Source organism: Croceitalea vernalis (assembly GCF_031846405.1).
GTDB classification, from domain to species: Bacteria; Bacteroidota; Bacteroidia; order Flavobacteriales; family Flavobacteriaceae; genus Croceitalea; species Croceitalea vernalis.
In genome coordinates, this window is sequence record NZ_JAVRHU010000002.1 from 251,363 (window position 1) to 274,257 (window position 22,895).

Consider the following 22,895-nt stretch of genomic DNA (forward strand, 5'->3'; position numbering starts at 1 on the left):
ACCCAAATTAGGGTCTCTTATAAGTTGTTTGAAATTATTTTTTCTCTTCAGTCATTTCCTCAGGGAAAGAAAATGCTGCGGCATCAACTGAAGGATTCAGTTCAATTGCATCAATAATAATAGGTTGTGATTGTCCTCCCTTTAAACCTTGAGTTATTGCGAAAGGAAAATAAATACCATCTACTTCTTGGTAATCACTCATGGTAGTTTCAGAAGTTTGGCCCTTTGCAGGTCCTGATGTTATTTCAGTTTGAACAGCGATTGGAACAAAGTTTTCTGCATCAAAAAAGTAAAAAGAAATATCATCTTTTTGCTCCCCATCAACTGTAATAGGCTCTTTTACCAATTTAATTTTAAATGTTTCAGCACCGTCTATAGTTTCTTTGCCTAAAAGTTCAACGGTATATCCTTTTTCTTTGTAGTTCATAAAAGAATCAGGAAAATCATTAGTATTCAATTTAAAATTAGAAGTTTGTTCAGCATCACTTTTCTCCGCTTTCATAGTCATCATATTATGACTCCAAAGTGTTTCTCCATCATAAACGCCTTGTTTTAATTCTTTACCTTGAAAGTTAATAACAGTCATTTGACGTCCATCTTTCATTTGGTAAATCTCTAATGGAATTTCCATACCGCCTTGATTTACTTTAGCGCTCATTTTCATTCCTTCCATTTTATTCCAGTTGTCCATACCGCCTGTAATTTCAAAATAATTGGCAATAATTTCGTCGGCAGTTTGAGCCTGAATTGGCATAGCCAAAGCAAGTAATAGGGTAGCAATACTGATTTTTAGTGTTTTCATTTCAATAGTTTTTATTAGAATTAGCTATAAGTATAAAAGTAAAACAATTTGTTACAAAAAAATCAGATTATTCGTATTCAAGTAGAATTCAATACTTCTTTTAGTTAGTAGGATTCTCCTAAAGCCACAAAAGTGTTTTTTGAATTAAAACGGGGAGAAACAGGGGCTGCCATACAACACGTAGAACCCAAGTGAAATAAAGCCAACTCATTTAATTTTTTAACTTGAGCCCCTACTGTTATTTTATCATCAAGTTCAATAGTCCCAACCGCAGGACCACCTACAATAGACAAATACCATATAGTATCGTTGTTATCGGTAATATCAATATTATAACGTTCATTTCTGAAAGCAGGTAACGATGGATTTTGTTTATAAATCCATGGGCGTAGAACAATTAAATCTCCTGGAATATGTTGAATTCTTGTAATTGTGCCTGTTATAGGCGCGTGTATTCTATGATAGTTTTTATTGTGTAAAAAGACATTGGTAAAAGAGTATTGTTTAGGTATCGTTTTTTCTTTTAGTCCAAATACCGTGTCGATAGTTCTAAGGTCATTTTTAACCTTTACATGCCGTAGTCTTGAAACTTTATTTTCTTCACACAAAAGACCTTCACAGGGCCAAACAACATCATTTTCGTTTGTAGGGATTAATTTGAATTCTCTTGTAAAAAAATCTTGAAAGGTTTCAAACTCTTTTTTACCATTAGGTGGTTTGAAATTACTTAGGTAGTTATTATCACGATAGTTTATCCTGATATAGGGCTGAATAATAAATTTTGACCATTTTGAATTATAAATGGCAGCGTACCAAGAAGAAATCGCCCTTTGTATATCGCTTGGAATGGCTCCCCACACATTTACGGATAAAAATTTGTAAAAATGAGCTCTCCATTTTGGCTTAAAAATGGTAAAACTCGTATCAGAATGGTGCTGAGTAGAAGTTTGCATGATGATGATTGTTCGTTAATTGAGTTTATAATTTATTTCATCTATAATTTAGAAACCAACCAATTAAGAAAACTTTATTCTTGCCTTAACAAATTTTATAATAATGTAAATCGCTTTGTTAAAAGGTTAAATGCTCAATTGAAGCGTAGATTATGGTTAATTTTGCTTCAAAATAAATGATATGAGGTTTCATACTAGAAAATGGGTAAAACCTGAAGATTTAAACGCTAATGGAACACTTTTTGGCGGAAAAGTTCTCGCCTGGATTGATGAAGAAGCGGCACTTTATAGTATCATACAACTTGAAAATAGAAGAGTAGTAACAAAATATATGTCTGAAATCAATTTTATGAGCACCGCTGTTGAAGGCGATGTGATAGAAATTGGTATTGATGTGTTTAAATTCGGTAAAAGCTCTTTAAACCTTAACTGTGAAGTTCGTAATAAGATGACTCAAGAAACTATTGTCACTGTTGATAATATCATCATGGTGAACCTTGATGAAAATGGTAAGCCTAAACCTCACGGAAAAACTAAAATAGAATTCGTGAAGGATAGGCTTGCTAAAAAGGAGTCTAAAAATTAACTCCCTTGTATTTCTGCTGCTACTGCCTGCACTTCATCAAGTACACGCATTAGATTGCCTCCCCAAAGTTGAGCTATTTCTTCTTCAGTATAACCTCTTTTAACAAGCTCTAAGGTCACATTAAGCGTTTCTGATGCGTCAGACCAGCCATCTATTCCGCCACCACCGTCGAAATCAGAGCTAATTCCTACATGGTCAATGCCCATTTTTTCTACTAAGTAATCAATATGGTTTACAAAGTCAGCAACATTCACAGCTGCCGGAGCTTCTGTGTTATTCGCCACCATGTCTTCGCCCATTTTCATAACTTTAGGGTAGTTGGCCATAAAAGAAGCTTTTTCAGCATCACTTAATGTCGAAAATTGTGATCTTTCATACCAATTAACTCCAAGTGAATCTGCAACCTTTTGATATACTTGTTTCATAAAGGCAGCTCTTGCTTCATGTTTTTCAGTATTCAAATAAGAACTAAAAGCCACAGTTTGAACAACTCCTCCATTTTCTTTCATAAGCATTAACTGCTCGTCATCGAGATTACGACTATGATTACATAGTGCACGGGCAGAAGAATGAGATGCTATAATTGGTGCTTTTGAAAGCGCAATCATTTGCTTCATTGATTCTTTTGACGGATGAGAAACATCAATCATCATTCCAAGTCTATTCATCTCTTTTACAGCACTTTCACCTAGCTTACTTAAACCATTATACAGCCAAACACTATCCTTTTCACCGGTATTGGAATCACAAAATTGACTATGTCCATTATGCGATAATGAAACATATCTAGCACCTAAACTATGGTATTCTTCAAATTTCGAAAGGTCTTCTCCAATAGGGTATGCATTTTCAACACCAATCATAGCTACCTTTTTTCCCGCCGCTTGAATTCTGCGCACATCATCGGAGTTCAGAGCTAACTCAATTTCATCAGGTGCAATATCTTTGCAAAGTCTGTTTATAGCATCAAACTTGGCCATAGCATTTGCTTCTGCTTTTGCGTATCCATTGGCGTTAAGAGAGTCTTGTCCCGTATAAACAATTAGCCAAGCTACATCAAGTCCACCTTCAATCATTTTTGGCAAATTGATCTGTGTTTCAAGACGTTGTGTGTAGTTAATACTGTCTGTAAAGTTTTTTACATTGATGTCATCATGCGTATCAATTGTGATTACTTTTTTATGTATTCTTTCGGCCTTTTCTTCTAAAGTTTCTTCTTTTTTTTCCTCTGCTTGCTTGCAAGAGCCAATAGAAACTAATACCACTAATAATATGAGCTTTTTCATTGATTAAAGTTTTATACCTACAAATAAAGCATTTTGACAACAAATAACTAGCTATAGGTAACAATTAATTGCAAACAGCACATGAAATAGAGAGTTTTAAAATAATATGAACCAGATTGTTAGCTTTTGTTACATCAAACTAGCGATACCCACTAAAGTTTTTATCATTTGGATACTCGAGAATTACTAACACACTTATCGAAATTGGAAAATGGCCTGGACAGTTTTTCATTTTCAGAACTAAATAGTTCAGAAGCTTCAAAATTGAAAAAGTCCTTCACATCTTTCAAGAATGGACTTGAAGCGAAAGTATTTGGAGATTATGAATCAATTGCTGTTGATTATGAAGAAGTTAAGCCTTCCAATCTTTCAAAACAAAATGAACACAGTATAATCGCTAACGCAAGCCATGAGATTAGGACGCCTCTAAACGGCATAGTTGGTTTCATTGATTTACTAAAAGAAACAAAATTAGACTCAAAACAACAGGAGTTAACGAATGCGCTCAGCGCGGCGTCTCAAAGTTTAATGGATATTACCAATGAGCTTTTAGAATTTTCTAAACTGGCATCAGGTCGTGAAAAGTTTGTTCGCGTACCTTTTAACCTCAATAGCCTTGTTAACGAAGTTGGTTTTTTATGTAGAACGTTAATTACCAATAAAGATATCGTCTTAAATGTGGCTTTAGATGCTAATGTTCCTAAAAATTTGATCGGTGATCCTTCTAAACTTTCACAGATTTTATTGAATCTTCTAGGTAATGCCATCAAGTTTGTCGAAAAGGGAAAAATAGACCTCAAAGTTAGTTTTAAGAGTATCGAAGACCATAAAACTTACTTAGAATTTAGTATTAGTGATACTGGTATTGGCATCGCCAATGATAAATTGAAGAAAATCTTTGAAACCTATCAACAGGCGGAGCCTGAAACACATCTAAAATACGGTGGTTCTGGACTTGGTTTAAGTATTGTCAAAGAATTAATAGAAAAACAGGGTGGATGTATAGCTGTTAGTAGCGCACTTGGTAAAGGCACAACGTTTAAAGTAATTCTACCATTTACACAAGCAACTCAAGACTTGGAACAAACCAAAACAACGACCTTAGAAAAGGTCACTCAGAACAATTGTCTAGAAGGTACCAAAATTTTAGTTTTTGAAGACAATACCTTAAATCAAAAGTTGATGGAAAATCGCTTGAAGAATTGGGGCTGTGATACTTTCATAACTGATAATGGAATTTATGGACTAAAGCTGCTTGAAAATCATCATTTTGATTTGGTGTTGATGGATTTGAAAATGCCAAATATGAATGGGTTTCAAATAACGGAACGCATACGAAAAAGTACAAATACTAAAATTCAGAATATTCCAATTATTGCGCTGTCGGCTGATTACAGCGCTATTGACAAAGAAAATTGTGAACGAACAGGGATTACAGACTTTATTCTTAAACCTTATAATGCTGAAGAACTACATGGCTTAATTAGTCAAAACCTTAATCCAATACCAGAAACTCAAGATGACAGTAGAGAACAGGCACCTTTAGCAACAACTAAGTTGGTTAATCTCGATACTATTTTAGAGGAGTGCTTAGGTCAAACCGAACTTTTAGATGAGCTCATTAGGCTTTTCAAACAAAACATTTTCGAATTCATTGGAAAAGTAAAAATGCACATGCAAAGCAATAACTTGCAAGGCGTGGGTTTTGCTGCACATAAAATAAAGTCTTCTTTAAAAATGTTGGACACGACTACCTTATCAGAAATATGTGAGCAAATTTCAGACGTCTGTAAGGGTAATAATGATGTAAAACACCTCAACTATCTCTACCATCAATTTTTAGACGAATACCCGAAGGTTGAAAGTCAAATTGCCATTGAGATGAAAAGAATAAAAACGAACTAGAACGAACCAATCACACCAAACAAACCCAAATTGGAACCAAAAAAACTACTACTAGCCGAGGATGACGCCATGCTCGCCTCTTTATTAAAATACCGTTTAGAGAAAGATGGTTATGCCGTGGCTATAAAAACTAACGGTAAAGAGGTAAAACAAGATATAGTAGAACATTTACCAGACGCTATCATTAGCGATGTGATGATGCCTTATTTTTCGGGTATAGAGCTTGTTGATTTTTTAAGAAACGATTTAAAATCTAACATCCCAATCATTCTTATATCTGCTGCTTCTAATGAAGAAAATGTAATCAGTGCCTTTAAGATGGGTGCTAATGATTTTATAGCTAAACCAGTGAGTCCGTCAGAGTTATTGATAAGAGTCACCCGAGAAATCGAAAGGTATTATTGTACTTAAGTAGTAAAACATATCAACTTCGATTTTTAATTAGCTCCCCCAAAATACATACCGACCTTTTGTGGGACCTAACTCTGCTATTCGTTGTATTAGCGGGCTTATATTTCTTTTTCATTTTCTTTTTCAAGAATAGATCAGCGACATTATTTAAAAAGAGAAAGAGTAAGCGAGCTGAGTTAGCACCTATTATCAGCAACTTTTTATTCCATAGTCCAGAAGACCCAAAAACAGAACAAAGAGAATATGTAGAGCTTAAAATCACCATTAGAGAATATCTAAGTGATAAGTACTTCAGAAAAGTATTAGCAGATATTCTTTTTGACTTACAAAAGGATGTTGCCGGGGCTACACAGGAGCGTTTGTACAAATTATATGTAGAGTTAGGGCTGCATCATGATGCTTATCAAAAACTATCTAATTGGCGTTGGAATACAGTTTCTAAAGGTATTCTTGAACTTTCTCAAATGAAAGTCACTGATGCTTTCCATTTCATATCAAAGTTTATCAATGATAAAAGAGGAGTGGTTAGAAAGCAGGCTGAAATTGCAATTATATCCTTAAAGGATGAAGGTATTAACCATTTGTTAGATAATACTACATACGCTATTAGTGAATGGCAGCAATTAAGATTGATTGAGGCCTTAAGTAGTTTAAAAGATTATAGACCGCCAAAGTTTAAAACATGGTTAATATCTCACAATAAAGATGTCGTTCTTTTTAGTTTGCGATTGATCAAGCATTTCAACCAAAATGAAGCCGCTGCATCAATTACTGAATTGGTAAAGCATAAAAATGATCAAGTTAAAATAGCAGCTATTTCCTGTATAAAAGACTTTAATTTCAATGAGGCAAACTCTGTACTTAAAAAAGTGTTTTGGAATTGTAGTGCTTTGGTTAAGGTTCAAATTTTAGACACCATTGGAGCCATAGGCGATGAAGGTGATTTAATGTTCTTAAATGAAATCGGTAAGCTTGAAAGCAACTTTTCAGTCGTCAATAAGGCTCACGCCGCAATTAATACAATTAGCCCAGATTCCATACTACCTACCGAGAATATTGTTGAAGATTTGGTTACTCCAATTACCAAATCAGAAAGCGGACTATATGACGTTGAATTTTTAGAAACTGAAGTGGAGTATTCTGAAGTGGTGGTGAAGCCAGAAAAAACAATTGAAACCAAGGAAATAGAAGTTGAAGAAATAGAAGTTTTCAACTTGGTTGAAAAGAAGGAGCCTAAAGCAAAAGAAGAAACAGAAGAGCCTATTGAAGCGCCTGACTTTAAGATTCAAGAGATGGAACGTGAGCTCAATAACACTTTGAATTTTTCTTTAGGATTAATTGATGCTACAGCATTAGGCAAACGCGAAGATGAATCAAAAGAGACTCAAGAAGATTATGCTCAAATGTCTATAGAGCAACGTGTAAAATTTGTAGACACTTTAGAAAGCGTAGGCGACAAACGAGAGACGCAATTGCTTGAGTTTATTATGGAGCACGAAGAAGATGCGGAACTTCGTTTTAGAGCCTTCAATATCTTAAAGTCTGTTGGTAAAAAACCAGAACAGGCAGTTGAGATTGTTTCCAAAACCATTACTCCTTCGGTAGAACCAACAGAAAAACTAGAACCAGAACCTTTTAAACTGGACGGTATTTTACCTGAAGAAAGTATTTTCTACGATTTATATGCTTATGCCTCGGATATGAATTCTAAAGAAATTCTTATTCAAGAAATCATTTCAATAGGTGATGAAAGAGACATTCCTTTTTTGGTTCAATTGCAACAAACAGAGACTGATATTATTAAAACTTTGGTAGATAAAGCTTTAGAGACAATTACTAAGGCCATCTCAGAAAAACCTTTAGATGATGTTCTTGACAATAGTATAGCAGAGATAGCAGTGGATAATGCTATTGACGAGATTGATTTTAGTGCATTACAAACCTTAGTTGAAGAACCAGAAACCAAACCTAACACAAATACCGATAGCAATGGAGGGCTTATTCCTTTAGAGCTTTGTTTTTTATATGATGAGTTAGGCATTCTATACGATGAGAACAATAAGAAAGAAGACCTAGGTCTCAATTTTGAGTTATCAAAAGAATTTGAGGTAATGGTAAAATCAAATAATTATAGCCTTCAAAATGAGTAGTGGACTTTTTGAAATAATATTGGAATACATAAACACCGTTTTCTTGGTGTTTTCTGTGGTGCTATTTACCATGTTCAGTATTATGGCGTATTTATCCACTAGAAATTCAATACACTACAAAAACAAAAATAGTATTGGAGAAATGTCAAAAGTGATGGCTTCTCCGTTAGCGCCTTCAATCACTATAATTGCTCCGGCTTATAATGAAGGATTGACCATTGTTGAGAATATCCGTTCCTTATTATCGCTTAAGTATGTCAATTATGAAGTCATGGTTGTTAATGATGGTAGTAAAGATGATACCATGCAAAAAATGATTGATGCTTACCATCTTGAAAAGATTGACAAAAGAATAGACCCCAACTGGAAGTCTAAACCCATTCGAGGCGTTTATAAATCAAAACAACCGTCTTTTTCTAAGTTAACAGTTATTGATAAAGAAAATGGCGGCAAGTCGGATGCTATTAACACCGGGATTTATCTTTCAGAAAGTCAGTATGTTGGTTGTATTGATGTTGATTGCTTACTGAAACCTGATGCTTTACTTCATGTGGTGAAGTCCTTTTTTCAAAGAAGTAAAAAACGAGTTATTGCTGTAGGTGGCGTGATAAGAACCGCAAATTCATGCGGTATTTCTGGTGGTACCTTAGAACAAATTAACCTCCCTAAAAGTTGGTTGGCAAAGTTTCAATTATTAGAATATACGCGTTCATTCCTTTTAGGAAGAATGGCCTGGAGCAGAATAGACAGTCTCTTAATTATCTCTGGTGCTTTTGGATTCTTTGATAGAGAAATTGCTTTAGCTGTTGGTGGTTATGACACTGGTACTGTGGGAGAAGACATGGAGATTATTTTTAGAATGCGACGCTATATGCATGATCGTAAAGAAGCGTATACTATCGAATATATACCTGATCCATTGTGCTGGACTGAAGTTCCAGAAGATTTAAAAATATTAGTAAATCAACGTGATCGTTGGGCGAGGGGTAACCTTGAAACTTTGTTTAAACATAAAGACATGTTTTTTAATTCAAAGTATGGTAGGCTAGGTTTAGTAAGTTATCCGTATTGGTTTTTTTATGAATGGTTGGCCCCCTTGTTAGAGTTCTTCGGTTTTTTTACCATCATCTTATTCTGGTACTTAGGTATTCTTAATTGGGAGTTCTTTGTGGGCATTACTGCTACTATTTATATGTTCTCAATCATGTTCTCTTTCTATGCTATTCTGTGGGATGTATATACCTATAATGAATACAAAAGAACCAAAGATATTTTGACCTTAATGTTTTGTGCAATTATAGAACCAATCGCGTTTCATCCCATAGTTGTGTGGGCTGCGGTAAGGGGTAATTATAAAAAGTTATTTAGAATAAAATCTGGTTGGGGGTCTCAAGTTCGAAAAGGATTTGCGAAGGCCACTTAAAATTTAAAGATGAATACAAGTCAAAGAGATAGGTATACATTAAAACAATATACAAGAATGATTATCGCTTTTTTCGCGATACTCTTGGTATTGACCATTTATCAGTACACAACACTTTATTTTAAAGGTGTTGTAGATACTGTTTTAAGTGGTAGCTTTTTTATAGCTGTTGCACACCAACTGGGTTACGCATCGGTAATAGCTTTAATTCTAGTATTTCCATTTAATTTTTGGGAGAATTTTAGGCCAGCCTATGGTTTGAATTTAGTGTTCTCGATTTTGATAGTATTGCTGATTATTGAGGCTGCTCTAATCAGTTATTACTGTACGGCCCTAGTACCTTTAGGCTCAGATTTATTGGGGTATAGTTTTTCTGACATTAAAATGACAATTTCAAATTCGGGTGGTATTTCTATTTTACCGGTACTAGGACTTGTAGTCATTATCGTCTTGTTTTTTGTTATGTACAAAGTAACATCAAGGTATTATCATTACCTCGGGCGTATGTACCCGTTCACTATAATCTTATTTAGCTTATTTATCTCCACCTTGTTTTTAGATGGGAAACCTATTAATCAAAACAAAAGTCAATACTTAGCCTTAAATCTTTACAGTTCGACTACGGAGGATACCAGTTATGAAGCCAATGTAGAATACCCTTTAATTAAATCACAGCAAATAGAAGATGTGCTTGGGGGTTATTTTGATCTTAAAGAAGAAAAGCCTAATATAGTTTTTATTATTGTTGAAGGACTTGGTCGTGACTTTGTTGGAGAAGGAGCGGAGTTTGGTGGCTTTACACCATATCTAGATTCTTTGAGTACCAAATCGCTTTATTGGGAAAACTGTTTAAGTACTACGGGCCGTACGTTCGGCGTGCTCCCATCGCTAATCGGCTCGTTGCCCTTTGGTAAGAGCGGATTTATGGAGCTAGAGAAGTACCCTAATAAACTCACCCTATTTAGCATCTTAAAAAATAACGGTTATCATACTTCATTTTATCAAGGTACAAATAGCTCTTTTGATGGGGTAGATAGGTTCTTGTTAAGTGAAAACCTTGATTTTGTTTTAGATAAATCAGGTTTTGGTAATCAGTATAAACTGCAAGCTGAAGATGCTGCAGGTTCTTCATGGGGTTATCCGGACAAAGAGTTGTTTAAAAAGAGCATGAGTTTGCCAAGAAAAGAGAGTCAACCACGTGTTGAGGCTTATATGACCATTAGTAATCATGAACCTTTTATTCCGCCACAACAAGCATTTTATGAAAAAGAGGTAAAACAAATCATGTCTAAAAGCTCATATGATAGCAAGAGCGAAAAAATCATCAAGAAAAATAGTAATGTTTTTGCAACGCTTCTTTATACCGACGATGCCGTAAAATATGCAATAGAAGAATATCAAAACCAACCTAATTACGAAAACACCATTTTTATTATTACTGGTGATCACCGGCTAATTCCTATTCCACAACGGAATACGATGAGTCGTTTTCATGTTCCTTTAATTGTTTATAGTCCTTTGCTGAATACTTCAAGAAAGATGAGTTCGATTTCATCACATTTTGATGTCACCCCAAGTCTATTGGCAATGCTAGAGAATCAATATGAATTAAAAATGCCTAAGAAGGTAGCATGGATGGGCGGTGCACTAGATGTAGCTACGGAGTTCAGATCAACTAAGAACATCCCTTTAATGCGGAATAAAAATGAATTAAAAGAATATGTAAGCGGCGAAAAGGTTTTCTCTGACGGGTCTGTATTTGAATTGGATGAAAATATGGATTTAGGCACTTCTTTCGGCGGGTCAGGTATTGAAGATAGGCTAAAAGCCTTCAAATCAGTCAATGCTTATGTGACTACCAATGATAAAATTATACCTGATAGTTTGGCCATTTTTACTATAAAAACAGAAAAGTTTAGCAATAGCGAACTTGTATGGTTTAATAGCCTATTGAATGAATACGATTCTGACAGGTTATACTTTAAAGCAAGGGATTTTGCTTTCAATAAAGAATATGATAAGGCTTTATTACTAGCCCGTTATATCCTTTCAGAGTCACCTAGTCATATTGATACTAAAATATTGACGGGTAGGGTAAATGCTTGGATTGGTAATCGTAAAAAATCAATTGAAATATTGAATGCTTGTACAAAAATGAACCCAAACTATATTGATTCTTATGCGGCCCTGTTCGATGTTTATTACTGGGACGACAGGCATAAAGAAGCTTTAGAATTGATAAACACTGTAAAACAAAACAGCTCAAGCGCTAATGAAATAGCTGATAAAATAGCCAGGGCACAACAAGAAGCTAGAAAAAATAGAATTGTAGCATCCAATTAGTTCAATGAGAAATTACCAACAAACATATTTTCTACTATTCTTAATAGTACTAGGTTCTAAAGTTTTTTCACAAGACTTGGCTTCAATGAATTTTGAAGACGATAATTTTGAAGAGGCCTATGAACTAGCGCATGAAGGCAAGTACAATTCTGCAAAAAAAATATTGGTAGACAACCCTTCAAGTACTTCAGAAAATCTTGATGCGCTGTTTCTACTAGCAAGCACGTATAGTTGGAATGGGCAATATGAAAAGGCCCGTAACGAATTCAACAAAATTCTATCACAAGACAAAAGCAAGCGTGGTGTTTGGATATCGGCTATCAAGAACGAGCTCTATGCAAAAACCAATGCTATTGCCTTAGGTCTGGCTAATAAAGCTCTGGTTTATATAGAACATGATAAAGAGCTGCAAAGATTAATGGACTTAGCTATGGAAGGTATTTCTAATACCAAGTATGCCGAGAAAGGTTGGTATAATGTAGAAACCAATCTTAAAAGTGCAAAGGCCTCAAAAAAGCAATTAAAGAACGAGACTAAAAAGGTTTCTAATAAAAAAGAGGTTGCTGAAAATGAGGAGGCTAAAAGTGATGAAATCGATATAGAATCCAAGAATAGGATAGGGGTCAACAACGGCTTTACCATATTTAATGAGAGATACGATCCTGTGATTTTTTCAAGTGTCTCTTTTAGAAGACAAACAAAAATAGGAGCGCTCATTCCTAAAATAAACTATAGCAACCGTAATGGAGTGCATGGTTTGCAGTATGATATTGATTTTTACCCAAAATTTCTAAAACGATTTTACGCCTATTTAAATTATGGGTATTCTAACGCATCTATATATCCCAGTCAAAAATTTGGCGGTGATATTTACATGAACCTACCTAATGCTATGGAGTTTTCTGCAGGGGGGCGTTATTTAAGTACAAGAACTCAAACGGTGAAAGCAATTACAAATTCGTTGGGGTATTACAAGGGTAACTACTATTATTCTTTACGTTCTTTTGTTTCACCACGAGAAGGGAATCTATGGAGTATTTCAGGTAATTTATTAGTTCGTAAGTATCTGAAAGATGCAGAGAATTTTATGGGTGTAAGCATTGGTATGGGTTTCTCACCAGAACTACAGCAATTGATTGTTGGTGATGATTTATTGTCAGAGACTGTACTTTATGTAGAGTCGCAACGTATTAATATGCAATACCAATTTACAACAAAGAAATCTCCGAATATTTATAGAGCTAATTTGGGAGTAAGTAGACAAGAATTGGCTTTTGATTCTGGTAACTTCTTTTTTGCCATCTCTGCAGGAATGAGCTATCAAGTAAAATTCTAAAAAAGAATTAATCAAAGACCCACTTATCGGCATACATACCGTATACTAATCCGATTTCATTTTCTTGAACATATAGTTCGTCCTTGCCAGGGTCAAAATTCACATTGTAAACATAGACTTTAATACCATACTCCTTTAATTGTAGCATTAATTTGGTTTGTCCTTTTATAATTCGTCTTGAAACGGCAGCATGCTTAATATTATTAACTTTCAAATAATTGATTTTATCACCTTTTAAGCTGAGTAGAGGTTCTTGTGAAATCATGATGTTAATACCCTTTCTTGAAGCTTCGTCCATAGACATCATACTGAATAACTCCATAATTAGTCTGCTTTTATCAACAAAAGCTGCTGCAAACGACACCGGGTCATTCAACTTATCGGTAATTAATATGGCATCAGGATGTTCTGCAAACCAGGTATTGATACCCTTCATATCAAGGGTCGTATAGTCACCATATATTTTACGTTTCATAAACTCTTCATGGGAAGGAGGTAGGCTACCACTAAAATCAGTAAATCGTGACCACATTCTCCAATCGTGCGCAGCTACAAGTTTACCATCAGATGTTTTAATAATATCTAGTTCAAAAAGCCGAAATCCTTTTTTATAGTTTTCATCTAGGGCTTCTTTGGAATTGGTCGATTTTATACCATTTACTTCGCCACCTGCATGCGCAATGTAACGGTCATTGCGGGGTTCAAACTCATAAGTGATTTTAGGAAAGTAAACTCTTTTGTCGGAAAGGCTTTTAGGAATCTGAATTGTTTGGCTTACCGTGTTATCATCTACCGTTTCTTCTATTGCTGCATTCAATGAATACATGATATAAGCTTGTCTACTTTTTAGTGTACTCAATTGCACAAACCCCATTTGGGCCAACTCCTTAGCATTGGCTAAGGCACCTTTAACAGCGGAATCATGAGCTAGAATGGCAAAGGAAGCCTTATCAGCTAGCATGTTTTTTAAAATATCCGTTAGTTCATTTAGGGCATCTGGGCTGCCGTAGGTATCAAAACTTTTAAATTCAATGGTGTTGGCATTATTAAAGTGAATCAAGGTAAGCCCACGTTCTACGCTTTCATTAATACCATTTAAAACGAAACCACTTCGTTTTTTTACATTGAAACCATGACTGTTTATTACTAAGTCTCCTTTATCCTTTTCGCCATCTTGAGCAAAACCTGAACAAAGCGCAATACAAAGTAAAAAGCCGGTAAACTTTTTAAGTAAAAGCATCATCAATAATTTGATTTGTTTGGTAGGTTCAAAAACTTAATAGTTAAACGTCTGATATAATGGCTTATTGCAGTTGTAATAAGGTCGGAAAGCAGAAACTATTTAATTGAAGGTATACTCCTACAATTATTTTCACAACAACTTTTAAGCACTTCACCACAAATTATTGTTGTGACAAAATGTTTCAGATAAGTTTACGTTCAAGTGTAAGACCCAAATTTTAAAACCATATCTAAATGTTATACGATACCTACGGTGAAGAATACTTAGCTTTTTTACAAGAGCTTAATGAAATTTTGAGTTTGAACGAATTGGCAGAACTGGATTATCTATAACCTGCCCTTAATAAACTGAGACTATGGAGAAACAAAATCAAGAAAACAGTGCTTATGTAAATTTCATTCAAAATTTGAATGACATACTAGTAGACTTTAATATTAATCAACTGAATTGTTCTTAAGTTAAGTGTATATCAGAAAAAAGGGGTTCTTTTTTAAAAGAACCCCTTTTTTTATGGAACAAAACGTAGGTTTAGCCCAAATAGGTTTTAAGAATTTTACTCTTTGAGTTATGACGTAACTTACGGATAGCTTTCTCTCTAATCTGTCTCACACGTTCTCTAGTTAAATCAAAAGTACTTCCAATTTCTTCTAGTGTCATAGATGGTTGTTCGCCTATACCATAGTATAAACGTACCACATCTGCTTCTCTTGGTGAAAGTGTATCTAAAGCTCTATTAATTTCAGTGTTTAAAGACTGATGCATTAAATCTTTATCAGGCTTAGGTGATTCACCAGCACGCATCACATCATATAAATTAGAAGTTTCTCCTTCTTTCAGTGGCGCATCCATGGATACGTGACGTCCTGAATTTTTAAGCGATTGCTTTACCTCAGTTACTGTCATGTCTAACTCCTTAGCTATTTCTTCAGCTGAAGGTGGTCTTTCATGAGCTTGTTCTAGGTATGAAAACGTCTTCTTAATTTTATTGATAGAACCAATTTTGTTCAACGGTAATCGAACTACTCTTGATTGCTCAGCTAATGCTTGTAAGATGGATTGACGAATCCACCATACCGCGTATGAGATAAACTTAAATCCTCTAGTTTCATCAAAACGCTTGGCTGCTTTTACCAAACCAACATTACCTTCATTAATTAAATCTGGTAATTTTAATCCTTGGTTTTGATATTGTTTTGCTACTGAAACGACAAACCTAAGGTTGGCATTCGTTAACTTTTCTAAGGCAGCTTGGTCACCTGTTCGTATTTTTTGGGCTAATTCAACTTCTTCTTGGGCAGTTATTAAATCAATTTTACTAATGTCTTGTAGGTATTTATCTAAAGATTTGGATTCGCGGTTAGTTACCTGCTTAATGATTTTAAGTTGCCTCATTTAAATTCTGGTTTTAATAAGTATATAAAAACTCATAATACATTTTTAGAACCATAATTCCAAATGACTTGAGGTAATCTTATAAAAATTTTATGAGCAACCCCCTAAAATGCTGGCTATGACTGGCTTAATTCAATTGTTGATAGTATTGTAAATATTTCCATTTATGAGATAAAAATTAAGCTAAAAAATCTCCTAATTTTGTAAAATTGGTTATTCATCAGTTTAAAAAGGATAAACTCTTTGGAGGTAGAAAAAAAAGTTGCTAAAAAAACGCTTTACGATTACCAGTTAGAAGATTTAACAACAATCTTTAAGGAATTAGATGGGCTACCCCAGGGTAGTAACCTCTTATACCAATTACCTACTGGTGGTGGTAAAACCGTGGTTTTCTCTGAAATCACGCGTCGTTATATTGAACAATCTAAAAAGAAGGTGGTTGTACTTACTCATAGAATTGAGTTAAGCCGACAAACCTCTAAAATGCTTCATGATTTTGGGGTTACTAATAAAATTATCAATAGTGAGGTAAAAGAACTAGAAGACCAAGACGAGTTCATGTGCTTTGTAGCCATGGTGGAAACCTTGAATAATAGGCTTCAAGAAGAAAAGGTTACACTAAAAGATGTTGGTTTGGTGATTATTGATGAGGCACACTACAATTCGTTTAGAAAGCTTTTTAAATATTTTGAAGAAGCAACCATTCTTGGGGTTACTGCAACACCGTTGAGCTCTAATATTAAGCTGCCAATGAAAGACCACTACAAGAAATTAATAGTGGGTAAATCAATTAAATCATTAATTGAAAATAACTTTTTGTCTAAGGCAGAGCTTTACAATTTTGATGTGAGCCTCAGAAGCCTAAAACTAGGTATACATGGCGATTACACGGTTAAATCTTCTGACGAGTTTTATGGGAACCAAAGTATGCTTGGTAAACTAGTAACCGCATACGAAGAGGTGGCCAAGGGTACAAAAACGCTGATTTTCAATAATGGTATCAATACTTCACATTATGTATACGAGACCTTTAAAAAGGCAGGGTATAATGTCAGGCATTTAGATAATAGAAATACAGCAGCAGAGCGTAAAGAAATTTTAGAGTGGTTTTCAGTAACCCCTGATGCTATTTTAAGCTCCGTAAGTATTCTCACCACAGGTTTTGATGAACCTACTGTAGAATCTATTATTCTAAATAGGGCAACAAAATCATTGACCTTATATTTTCAAATGATTGGTAGGGGGTCACGTATATTACCTAATAAAAATAAGTTCAATGTTATTGATCTTGGTAACAATATTGCGCGTTTTGGACCTTGGGATTCTCCAGTTGACTGGCAAGAGATTTTCCATTTTCCTGATTTTTACTTAGAGAATATTAAAAATGATGAGGAAATTGAGAAAGAGTTCATTTATCAAATGCCCGATGAACTCAAAGTCAAATTCAATAAATCTTCTAAAATTCATTTTGATATAAAGGCAGAGTACAAAAAAGTATTTGCCGAAGGCGGAAAATCAAAATTGGTACTGGAACGAAGCATTGAGCAGCACGCTGAAATATGTGTTGAGAATAGTGAAGATGTTTTTGATGCGCGAATTTTAGCCAAAGAATTGAAAGATGAAATCGCTTATCGCGTGCGCCAATATTCGTACTGCATCATGAACAACACCAAGAACTATAAGGAGTGGCTTGAGGAAGATTATGAACGCAAACTACGGTCTAGTATTTCAAAAAAGTTTGCTCAAATGATGTAGTTCAAACGACAAGTTTGAAGTACAAAATTCAAAAGGTAGATTTTTGAACTTGGCAAATGAAAAAAGTGCTTTTTATTGGTTATCTCTGGCCCGAACCTAAGACCACAGCGGCAGGGCATCGGATGGTGCAACTACTTGGAGCTTTTCAAGTGCAAAATTTTGAAATAGTTTTTGCAACTACTGCTTCAAAAACTAAGTATTCAGAGAACTTAACAGCATTAGGTATTCAAACCGAAGCCATTGTTTTAAACGATGAAAGCTTTGATGTTTTTGTAAATAAAATTGCACCTGATATGGTCATTTTTGACCGTTTTATGGTCGAAGAACAGTTTGGTTGGCGAGTGGCAGAAGCTGCACCAAATGCTTTGCGAATTTTAAATACAGAAGATTTACATTCCCTTCGTAACAGTAGGCAGCTAGCACTCAAAAAAGGGGAGGAGTTCACCACAACACACTGGCTTGAAAACGACCTTACCAAACGTGAAGTGGCTAGTATTTACCGCTCAGATTTGACCTTGCTAGTTTCTCATTTTGAGAAACAGCTTTTAAAAGAGGCGATAGATATACCAGAACAATTGCTGTATCACTTACCATTTTTATTAGAGGAGATTTCCACAGGCTCTCAAGAGGTCTTTCCAGCTTTTGAAGACCGGAGAGACTTTATCTGCTTTGGTAATGGTAAGCATGAACCTAATGTAGATGCCATTCGGTATTTAAAACAAGATATTTGGCCCTTAATTAAGAAAGATCTGCCAGAGGCTCAAGTTGATATTTACGGAGCCTATCTACCACAACAAGTGCAAGAACTGCATCAACCCAAAGACGGATTCCGAATAAAGGGTTGGATTGCCGATTTAGACACTGCTTTAGAACAAACCCGAATAAACTTAGCACCCTTGCGCTTTGGTGCTGGCATCAAAGGAAAGCTAAGTCAGGCCATGCAAAATGGTACCCCAACGGTTACCACTTCTATTGGGGCTGAAGGTATGTTTGCAGGCTTGCCGATACCTGTAGAAATCGCTGATACACCTGAAGCGTTTGCTCAAAAAGCAATTGCACTCTACACTAATAAAATTGATTGGACAGGCAAACAAGAAGAAGGCATTGAAACAATCAACCAAGGGTACTCCAAACAGCAGTTAATTCCTGCTTTTTTTGAAAGCTTGAATTCTCTCTATAAAGGGTTGGCCATGCATAGAAAGCAAAACTTTATTGGAGCGTTACTACAACATCAAACGATGGCAAGCACCAAGTATATGAGTAAATGGATTGAGGCCAAGAACAAGCCTTAATTACATATTGTACACCCCGCCATTTATGTCTAGGGTAGCACCAGTAATAAAACCATCGTATTCTGAAGCCAAATATAGCACCGCTCTGGCTACATCATCAGCGTTACCAGCACGTTGTATCGGAATACCTGCTGTGGTGGCTGCAGCAGATTCTTTGGTGGTATGGGTGTTATGAAAAGAAGTACCCAATATCAAGCCAGGTGCTACGGCGTTTACACGAACACCTTCGCCACCTAATTCGGTAGAAAGGGCTCTGGTAAAGGTCAAAATAGCTCCTTTACTGGTAGCGTAGACCAAGGAGCCTGGGTGACCTCCTTTACGCCCTGCCAGTGAGGCTAAATTCACAATGCTACTATTTTCATTTTTAGCTAAGTACGGTCTAGCAGCTCTAGTTACTAATACCATAGATGTCATATTAATATCCATCACCTTTTGCCAAAAATCTGGCTCTAAATCGCCTAACAATTTACGTGCTACTAAAGACCCTGCGTTATTAATCAGAATATCTAAACCGCCCAAAGCCTCAACCGTTTTGTTGACTAGGTTTATGGCATCAACTTCTTTGGTGAGGTCACCGCTAATAGCAACGGCTTTTAAACCTTTACTAGTGGCATAGTCTGTTAATTCGTTGGCTGTATCGGCACTAGAAAAATAGTGAATGGCCACATGAGCGCCATGGTCAATAAAGTGTTTGGTAATAGCCTCGCCAATGCCTTGTGCTCCAGCGGTTATAAGAACATTCTTTCCGGTTAGTTTTGTAGTGCTTTGCATGAATATTTGCTAATGGTTATTGGTAAATTATTTTGTTTAATCTTTGGTATAGCTCAAAAGTAGCAAAAAATATAGTCCTGTTTTTCATTTGCCATAATGCTAACAAAAGAAGCTACTGGTGTTTTTTTTTATGCTAAAGATTTGGGTCAGAATTTATGCAAGTATCAATAATAACAAAAGTATTGATGGCGTCTACAAGGATTGTTTTCATAGCGACTGAAATAGATACTTTAAACTATAGAAAAATGGTTAAAAGGAATTGGTAGCTCTCAAATTTATTATTTTTAAACGCTAATCATTTTGAACTATGGATCAAGTAACATACTACGCCGAACTATTACGTGATAATGCCATTGCCTATGCACCGCGAGTACTGGGTGCTATTTTGTTGCTATGGCTGGGCTTTAAACTGCTCAAAAAAGTAGACAAACTATTGACCAATAGTTTAACCCGTTTAAAGGTTTCAGACACTATGCGACCTTTTATTATCTCCATGGTGAATACCGCCTTAAAACTTGTGTTGATATTAATAGCGGTCTCCATTTTAGGGGTAGAGCTTTCTGGCTTAGTAACGGTAGTTGCGGCTATGGGTTTTGCGATAGGCCTTTCGTTACAAGGTAGTTTAGGTAATTTTGCCTCTGGTATACTCATCTTATTCTTAAAACCTTATAAGGTGCATGATTGGATTCAGGTTGATGAGAGCTTTGGCAAGGTAGAAGAGATTGGTATTTTTAACTCGGTATTGGTGACACCGGGTAATAAAACCTTGATTGTACCCAATTCAAAAATAACCGATGGGGTAGTAACTAACTATTCTGAAAAAGGCTGGGTACGTTTAGAGCTGAATGCTCATATGCCCTATGAAGAAGATTTTCCCAGAGTACAGCAATTAATTGCGGATGCTTTGATGAATACGCCTTTTGTGCTTAATGAACCAGCCCCAGAAATTGGTATTGAAAGTTTTGACAGCCATAATGTGATTTTAGCCATTAGGCCCTATGTATTACCGGATGATTATTGGGAGGCTACTTTTGAAGCCCATAAAGCGGTAAAACGCGTTTTTCATGAGCATAATATTCGTGTGGCCTACTCTGAAGGCATTGAACTGGGTAGTGTTGGGGCTTAGGTCTATAAGTGTTGTTATTCTGGGTCTTCAATTACTATTCTTTCACCTAGTATCATAAATAATTACTTATAATTTTATATGAAAAATTTACACAAATTATGAAAAAATATCTAACACTATTAATTCTAGTTTCAAGTCAAGTATTATTTTCTCAAACGAAAGATACTATAACTACTAAATCTGGATTAAAATATTTCTTGACTCAAGAAGGAAATGGAAAAGCAATTGATTCGGGTTCTATTGCAATTCAGCATTATACCGTTTGGCTATCTAATGGAGAAAAGCTTGACTCTTCAAGAGATGTGAATGAACCTTTTGCTTATGAATACCCGTCAGACAATTTAATAAAAGGCACCAATGAAGCGCTTTCAATTTTAAAAATTGGAGACAGAGGTATTTTTATTATGCCTTATTATTTGGCATATGGAGAAAAAGGAGACTCATATATTCCACCTAAAGAGATTTTAACGTTTGATATTGAAGTTTTGGATACAAAAGATAACTCTTTAGAAAAAGAATTAAATAAGACACTCTATCAAAATTATAAACAAGATAGCATTCTTAAATTTCAGAAAACGATTAATAGATTTAATGAATTAAAGAAAGATGGATTTAATGATATTTGGGTTAATCAATATGCATTGAATGGTATTGGTTATGGATTGTTAGGTAAAGGATTTATTGAGGAAGCAAAAGAAATTTTTATTCTTAATACTTTAGAATACCCAAATTCTTCAAATGCATATGATAGTTTAGGTGAAGTTTATATGAAATTAGGAAATACAGAATTAGCTATTCTTAATTATCGTAAATCTCTTGAATTAAATCCTGAAAATAAAAATGCAGTTAAAATGTTAGAAGAATTAAATCATAATTAAAAAGATTATCCAGAATCCTTCAAACTTGTTTAAAACAGTAAATTGTATGGATAGTGCAGATTGCTTGATACATACTTCCCTGTCAAAAAGTTTCAAAGTTTGAGCGAGCTACAAACCTTGATATTTAGAACTTTGCTTGCCATTAATTAAACAAAAATGTGATCTTCTGGCTTTTGATACATGGTAAGAACAAAGATGACCCTTTTTGTAATTATTTAAACAAGCTATCTTTTCAAGATAGTTTAAATTTGGTTTAAAGTCGAACTAAAATCTATTTCACACTTATGTTACCTAAGTTCGTGGAAAAAATGAACTTTTAACATAGAACGAAATTTATCTTGTTCACGAGGTTTTTAGCATAAGTAGTTCTAAGTATCTTTGCTAAAATTTAATTTATGTCTGCAGCCCAGTGGCAAACCGCCTTAGAATTTGAAGATATCACCTATAAAAAAAGCAATGGCGTTGCCCGTATTGCTTTTAACCGCCCTAATGTGCGCAATGCTTTTAGGCCCAATACCACTAGTGAGCTCATTAAAGCTTTTTATGACGCCCAAGAAGATACTTCTATTGGTGTGGTGTTATTGTCTGCCGAAGGCCCTTCTACCAAAGATGGTATTTGGTCTTTTTGTAGTGGTGGCGACCAAAAGGCTAGGGGGCACCAAGGTTATGTAGGGCAAGATGGCCAACATCGCCTAAATATTCTTGAGGTTCAGCGTATGATTCGCTTTATGCCCAAGGTGGTGATTGCCGTGGTACCAGGTTGGGCAGTAGGTGGCGGTCATAGCTTACATGTAGTCTGCGACATGACCTTGGCCAGTAAAGAACATGCCATCTTCAAACAAACCGATGCCGATGTCACGAGTTTTGATGGCGGCTATGGGTCCGCGTATTTAGCCAAAATGGTAGGGCAGAAAAAAGCCCGTGAAATTTTCTTTTTAGGCCGTAACTACTCTGCCCAAGAGGCTTTTGAAATGGGTATGGTGAATGCTGTGATTCCGCATGACGAGCTAGAAGCTACTGCATACCAATGGGCACAAGAGGTATTGACGAAATCACCAACTTCTATTAAAATGCTAAAATTTGCCATGAACCTTACCGATGATGGTATGGTAGGGCAGCAGGTGTTTGCTGGAGAAGCCACGCGATTAGCCTACATGACAGATGAGGCTAAAGAAGGCCGTAATGCCTTTTTAGAAAAAAGAAAACCAGATTTTGGGGCAGATAAATGGCTCCCTTAAGTCGT

Annotated in this window: 18 protein-coding genes; 12 read left to right on the forward strand and 6 right to left on the reverse strand. The window is 35.4% G+C overall.

The window, feature by feature from the left end; all coding sequences use genetic code 11:
* Positions 1 to 34 precede the first annotated feature (34 nt).
* Together RM520_RS07580 and RM520_RS07585 are read right to left on the reverse strand one after the other, a co-directional pair.
* Positions 35 to 802: an outer membrane lipoprotein-sorting protein gene (locus tag RM520_RS07580; RefSeq protein WP_311387552.1), complete on the reverse strand. Its 768-nt coding sequence runs from the start codon at positions 800 to 802 to the stop codon at positions 35 to 37.
* Positions 803 to 906: 104 nt separating this feature from the next.
* Complete coding sequence (locus RM520_RS07585) at positions 907 to 1,755, reverse strand: phosphatidylserine decarboxylase (protein WP_311387553.1); 849 nt, start codon at positions 1,753 to 1,755, stop codon at positions 907 to 909.
* 181 nt (positions 1,756 to 1,936) lie between these two features.
* On the opposite strand from RM520_RS07585, the gene RM520_RS07590 reads away from it, so the two are divergent.
* Entirely contained in the window at positions 1,937 to 2,341 is a 405-nt protein-coding gene (locus RM520_RS07590) for an acyl-CoA thioesterase (protein WP_311385105.1), read from the forward strand.
* On the opposite strand, the gene RM520_RS07595 is transcribed toward RM520_RS07590, so the two are convergent.
* The gene (locus tag RM520_RS07595) at positions 2,338 to 3,627 is read right to left on the reverse strand and encodes a dipeptidase (protein WP_311387554.1); all 1,290 of its coding nucleotides are present in this window, start codon (positions 3,625 to 3,627) and stop codon (positions 2,338 to 2,340) included. The genes RM520_RS07590 and RM520_RS07595 overlap by 4 nt on opposite strands.
* Positions 3,628 to 3,831: 204 nt before the next feature.
* Between RM520_RS07595 and RM520_RS07600 the strand changes: the two genes are divergently transcribed.
* The 6 genes from RM520_RS07600 to RM520_RS07625 are packed head-to-tail and all read left to right on the forward strand — an operon-like array spanning position 3,832 to position 13,195.
* Positions 3,832 to 5,532, forward strand: a complete 1,701-nt coding sequence (locus RM520_RS07600) for an ATP-binding protein (RefSeq protein ID WP_311387555.1) — start codon at positions 3,832 to 3,834, stop codon at positions 5,530 to 5,532.
* Positions 5,533 to 5,562: 30 nt separating this feature from the next.
* Positions 5,563 to 5,943: a response regulator transcription factor gene (locus tag RM520_RS07605; RefSeq protein WP_311387556.1), complete on the forward strand. Its 381-nt coding sequence runs from the start codon at positions 5,563 to 5,565 to the stop codon at positions 5,941 to 5,943.
* 59 nt (positions 5,944 to 6,002) lie between these two features.
* On the forward strand, positions 6,003 to 8,093 hold the full coding sequence (locus RM520_RS07610) for a hypothetical protein (RefSeq protein WP_311387557.1): 2,091 nt from the start codon (positions 6,003 to 6,005) through the stop codon (positions 8,091 to 8,093).
* Positions 8,086 to 9,516, forward strand: a complete 1,431-nt coding sequence (locus RM520_RS07615) for a glycosyltransferase family 2 protein (RefSeq protein WP_311387558.1) — start codon at positions 8,086 to 8,088, stop codon at positions 9,514 to 9,516. Before RM520_RS07610 ends, RM520_RS07615 begins: the two co-directional genes overlap by 8 nt.
* A gap of 9 nt (positions 9,517 to 9,525) precedes the next feature.
* Entirely contained in the window at positions 9,526 to 11,859 is a 2,334-nt protein-coding gene (locus tag RM520_RS07620; RefSeq protein ID WP_311387559.1) for a sulfatase-like hydrolase/transferase, read from the forward strand.
* A gap of 4 nt (positions 11,860 to 11,863) precedes the next feature.
* Positions 11,864 to 13,195 (forward strand): YaiO family outer membrane beta-barrel protein, encoded by a 1,332-nt coding sequence (locus RM520_RS07625; RefSeq protein WP_311387560.1) that lies wholly within the window; start codon positions 11,864 to 11,866, stop codon positions 13,193 to 13,195.
* A 7-nt stretch (positions 13,196 to 13,202) separates the two neighbouring features.
* Here RM520_RS07625 and RM520_RS07630 read toward each other — a convergent pair whose 3' ends face one another.
* Entirely contained in the window at positions 13,203 to 14,435 is a 1,233-nt protein-coding gene (locus tag RM520_RS07630) for a PI-PLC domain-containing protein (RefSeq protein WP_311387561.1), read from the reverse strand.
* A gap of 531 nt (positions 14,436 to 14,966) precedes the next feature.
* The gene (locus RM520_RS07635; protein ID WP_311385114.1) at positions 14,967 to 15,830 is read right to left on the reverse strand and encodes a sigma-70 family RNA polymerase sigma factor; all 864 of its coding nucleotides are present in this window, start codon (positions 15,828 to 15,830) and stop codon (positions 14,967 to 14,969) included.
* Between the two features lie 243 nt (positions 15,831 to 16,073).
* Here RM520_RS07635 and RM520_RS07640 point away from each other — a divergent pair, with 243 nt between their 5' ends.
* Both RM520_RS07640 and RM520_RS07645 read left to right on the forward strand, forming a co-directional pair.
* Positions 16,074 to 17,585, forward strand: coding sequence for a DEAD/DEAH box helicase (locus RM520_RS07640; protein WP_311387562.1), 1,512 nt, complete (start codon positions 16,074 to 16,076; stop codon positions 17,583 to 17,585).
* 56 nt (positions 17,586 to 17,641) lie between these two features.
* Positions 17,642 to 18,877: a glycosyltransferase gene (locus RM520_RS07645; RefSeq protein ID WP_311387563.1), complete on the forward strand. Its 1,236-nt coding sequence runs from the start codon at positions 17,642 to 17,644 to the stop codon at positions 18,875 to 18,877.
* On the opposite strand, the gene RM520_RS07650 is transcribed toward RM520_RS07645, so the two are convergent.
* On the reverse strand, positions 18,878 to 19,648 hold the full coding sequence (locus RM520_RS07650; protein ID WP_311387564.1) for an SDR family NAD(P)-dependent oxidoreductase: 771 nt from the start codon (positions 19,646 to 19,648) through the stop codon (positions 18,878 to 18,880). It lies immediately after the preceding gene.
* A gap of 307 nt (positions 19,649 to 19,955) precedes the next feature.
* On the opposite strand from RM520_RS07650, the gene RM520_RS07655 reads away from it, so the two are divergent.
* The 3 genes from RM520_RS07655 to RM520_RS07665 all read left to right on the forward strand — a co-directional run bounded on the left by RM520_RS07655 (position 19,956) and on the right by RM520_RS07665 (position 22,890).
* Positions 19,956 to 20,774 carry a mechanosensitive ion channel family protein gene (locus RM520_RS07655; protein ID WP_311387565.1) on the forward strand — a complete coding sequence of 273 codons (819 nt, stop codon included), beginning with the start codon at positions 19,956 to 19,958 and terminating at the stop codon, positions 20,772 to 20,774.
* A 98-nt stretch (positions 20,775 to 20,872) separates the two neighbouring features.
* Positions 20,873 to 21,652: an FKBP-type peptidyl-prolyl cis-trans isomerase gene (locus tag RM520_RS07660; protein WP_311387566.1), complete on the forward strand. Its 780-nt coding sequence runs from the start codon at positions 20,873 to 20,875 to the stop codon at positions 21,650 to 21,652.
* A gap of 395 nt (positions 21,653 to 22,047) precedes the next feature.
* Positions 22,048 to 22,890, forward strand: coding sequence for a 1,4-dihydroxy-2-naphthoyl-CoA synthase (locus RM520_RS07665; protein WP_311387567.1), 843 nt, complete (start codon positions 22,048 to 22,050; stop codon positions 22,888 to 22,890).
* Positions 22,891 to 22,895: the final 5 nt, after the last annotated feature.

Excerpts from the sequence above, each read along its gene's own strand:
- RM520_RS07655 (WP_311387565.1), top strand. The coding sequence starts at position 19,956 with ATGGATCAAGTAACATACTACGCCGAACTATTACGTGATAATGCCATT.
- RM520_RS07615 (WP_311387558.1), top strand. The coding sequence starts at position 8,086 with ATGAGTAGTGGACTTTTTGAAATAATATTGGAATACATAAACACCGTT.
- RM520_RS07595 (WP_311387554.1), bottom strand. The coding sequence starts at position 3,627 with ATGAAAAAGCTCATATTATTAGTGGTATTAGTTTCTATTGGCTCTTGC.
- RM520_RS07650 (WP_311387564.1), bottom strand. The coding sequence starts at position 19,648 with ATGCAAAGCACTACAAAACTAACCGGAAAGAATGTTCTTATAACCGCT.
- RM520_RS07660 (WP_311387566.1), top strand. The coding sequence starts at position 20,873 with ATGAAAAAATATCTAACACTATTAATTCTAGTTTCAAGTCAAGTATTA.
- RM520_RS07585 (WP_311387553.1), bottom strand. The coding sequence starts at position 1,755 with ATGCAAACTTCTACTCAGCACCATTCTGATACGAGTTTTACCATTTTT.
- RM520_RS07630 (WP_311387561.1), bottom strand. The coding sequence starts at position 14,435 with ATGCTTTTACTTAAAAAGTTTACCGGCTTTTTACTTTGTATTGCGCTT.
- RM520_RS07635 (WP_311385114.1), bottom strand. The coding sequence starts at position 15,830 with ATGAGGCAACTTAAAATCATTAAGCAGGTAACTAACCGCGAATCCAAA.
- RM520_RS07620 (WP_311387559.1), top strand. The coding sequence starts at position 9,526 with ATGAATACAAGTCAAAGAGATAGGTATACATTAAAACAATATACAAGA.
- RM520_RS07645 (WP_311387563.1), top strand. The coding sequence starts at position 17,642 with ATGAAAAAAGTGCTTTTTATTGGTTATCTCTGGCCCGAACCTAAGACC.
- RM520_RS07580 (WP_311387552.1), bottom strand. The coding sequence starts at position 802 with ATGAAAACACTAAAAATCAGTATTGCTACCCTATTACTTGCTTTGGCT.
- RM520_RS07625 (WP_311387560.1), top strand. The coding sequence starts at position 11,864 with ATGAGAAATTACCAACAAACATATTTTCTACTATTCTTAATAGTACTA.
- RM520_RS07590 (WP_311385105.1), top strand. The coding sequence starts at position 1,937 with ATGAGGTTTCATACTAGAAAATGGGTAAAACCTGAAGATTTAAACGCT.
- RM520_RS07665 (WP_311387567.1), top strand. The coding sequence starts at position 22,048 with ATGTCTGCAGCCCAGTGGCAAACCGCCTTAGAATTTGAAGATATCACC.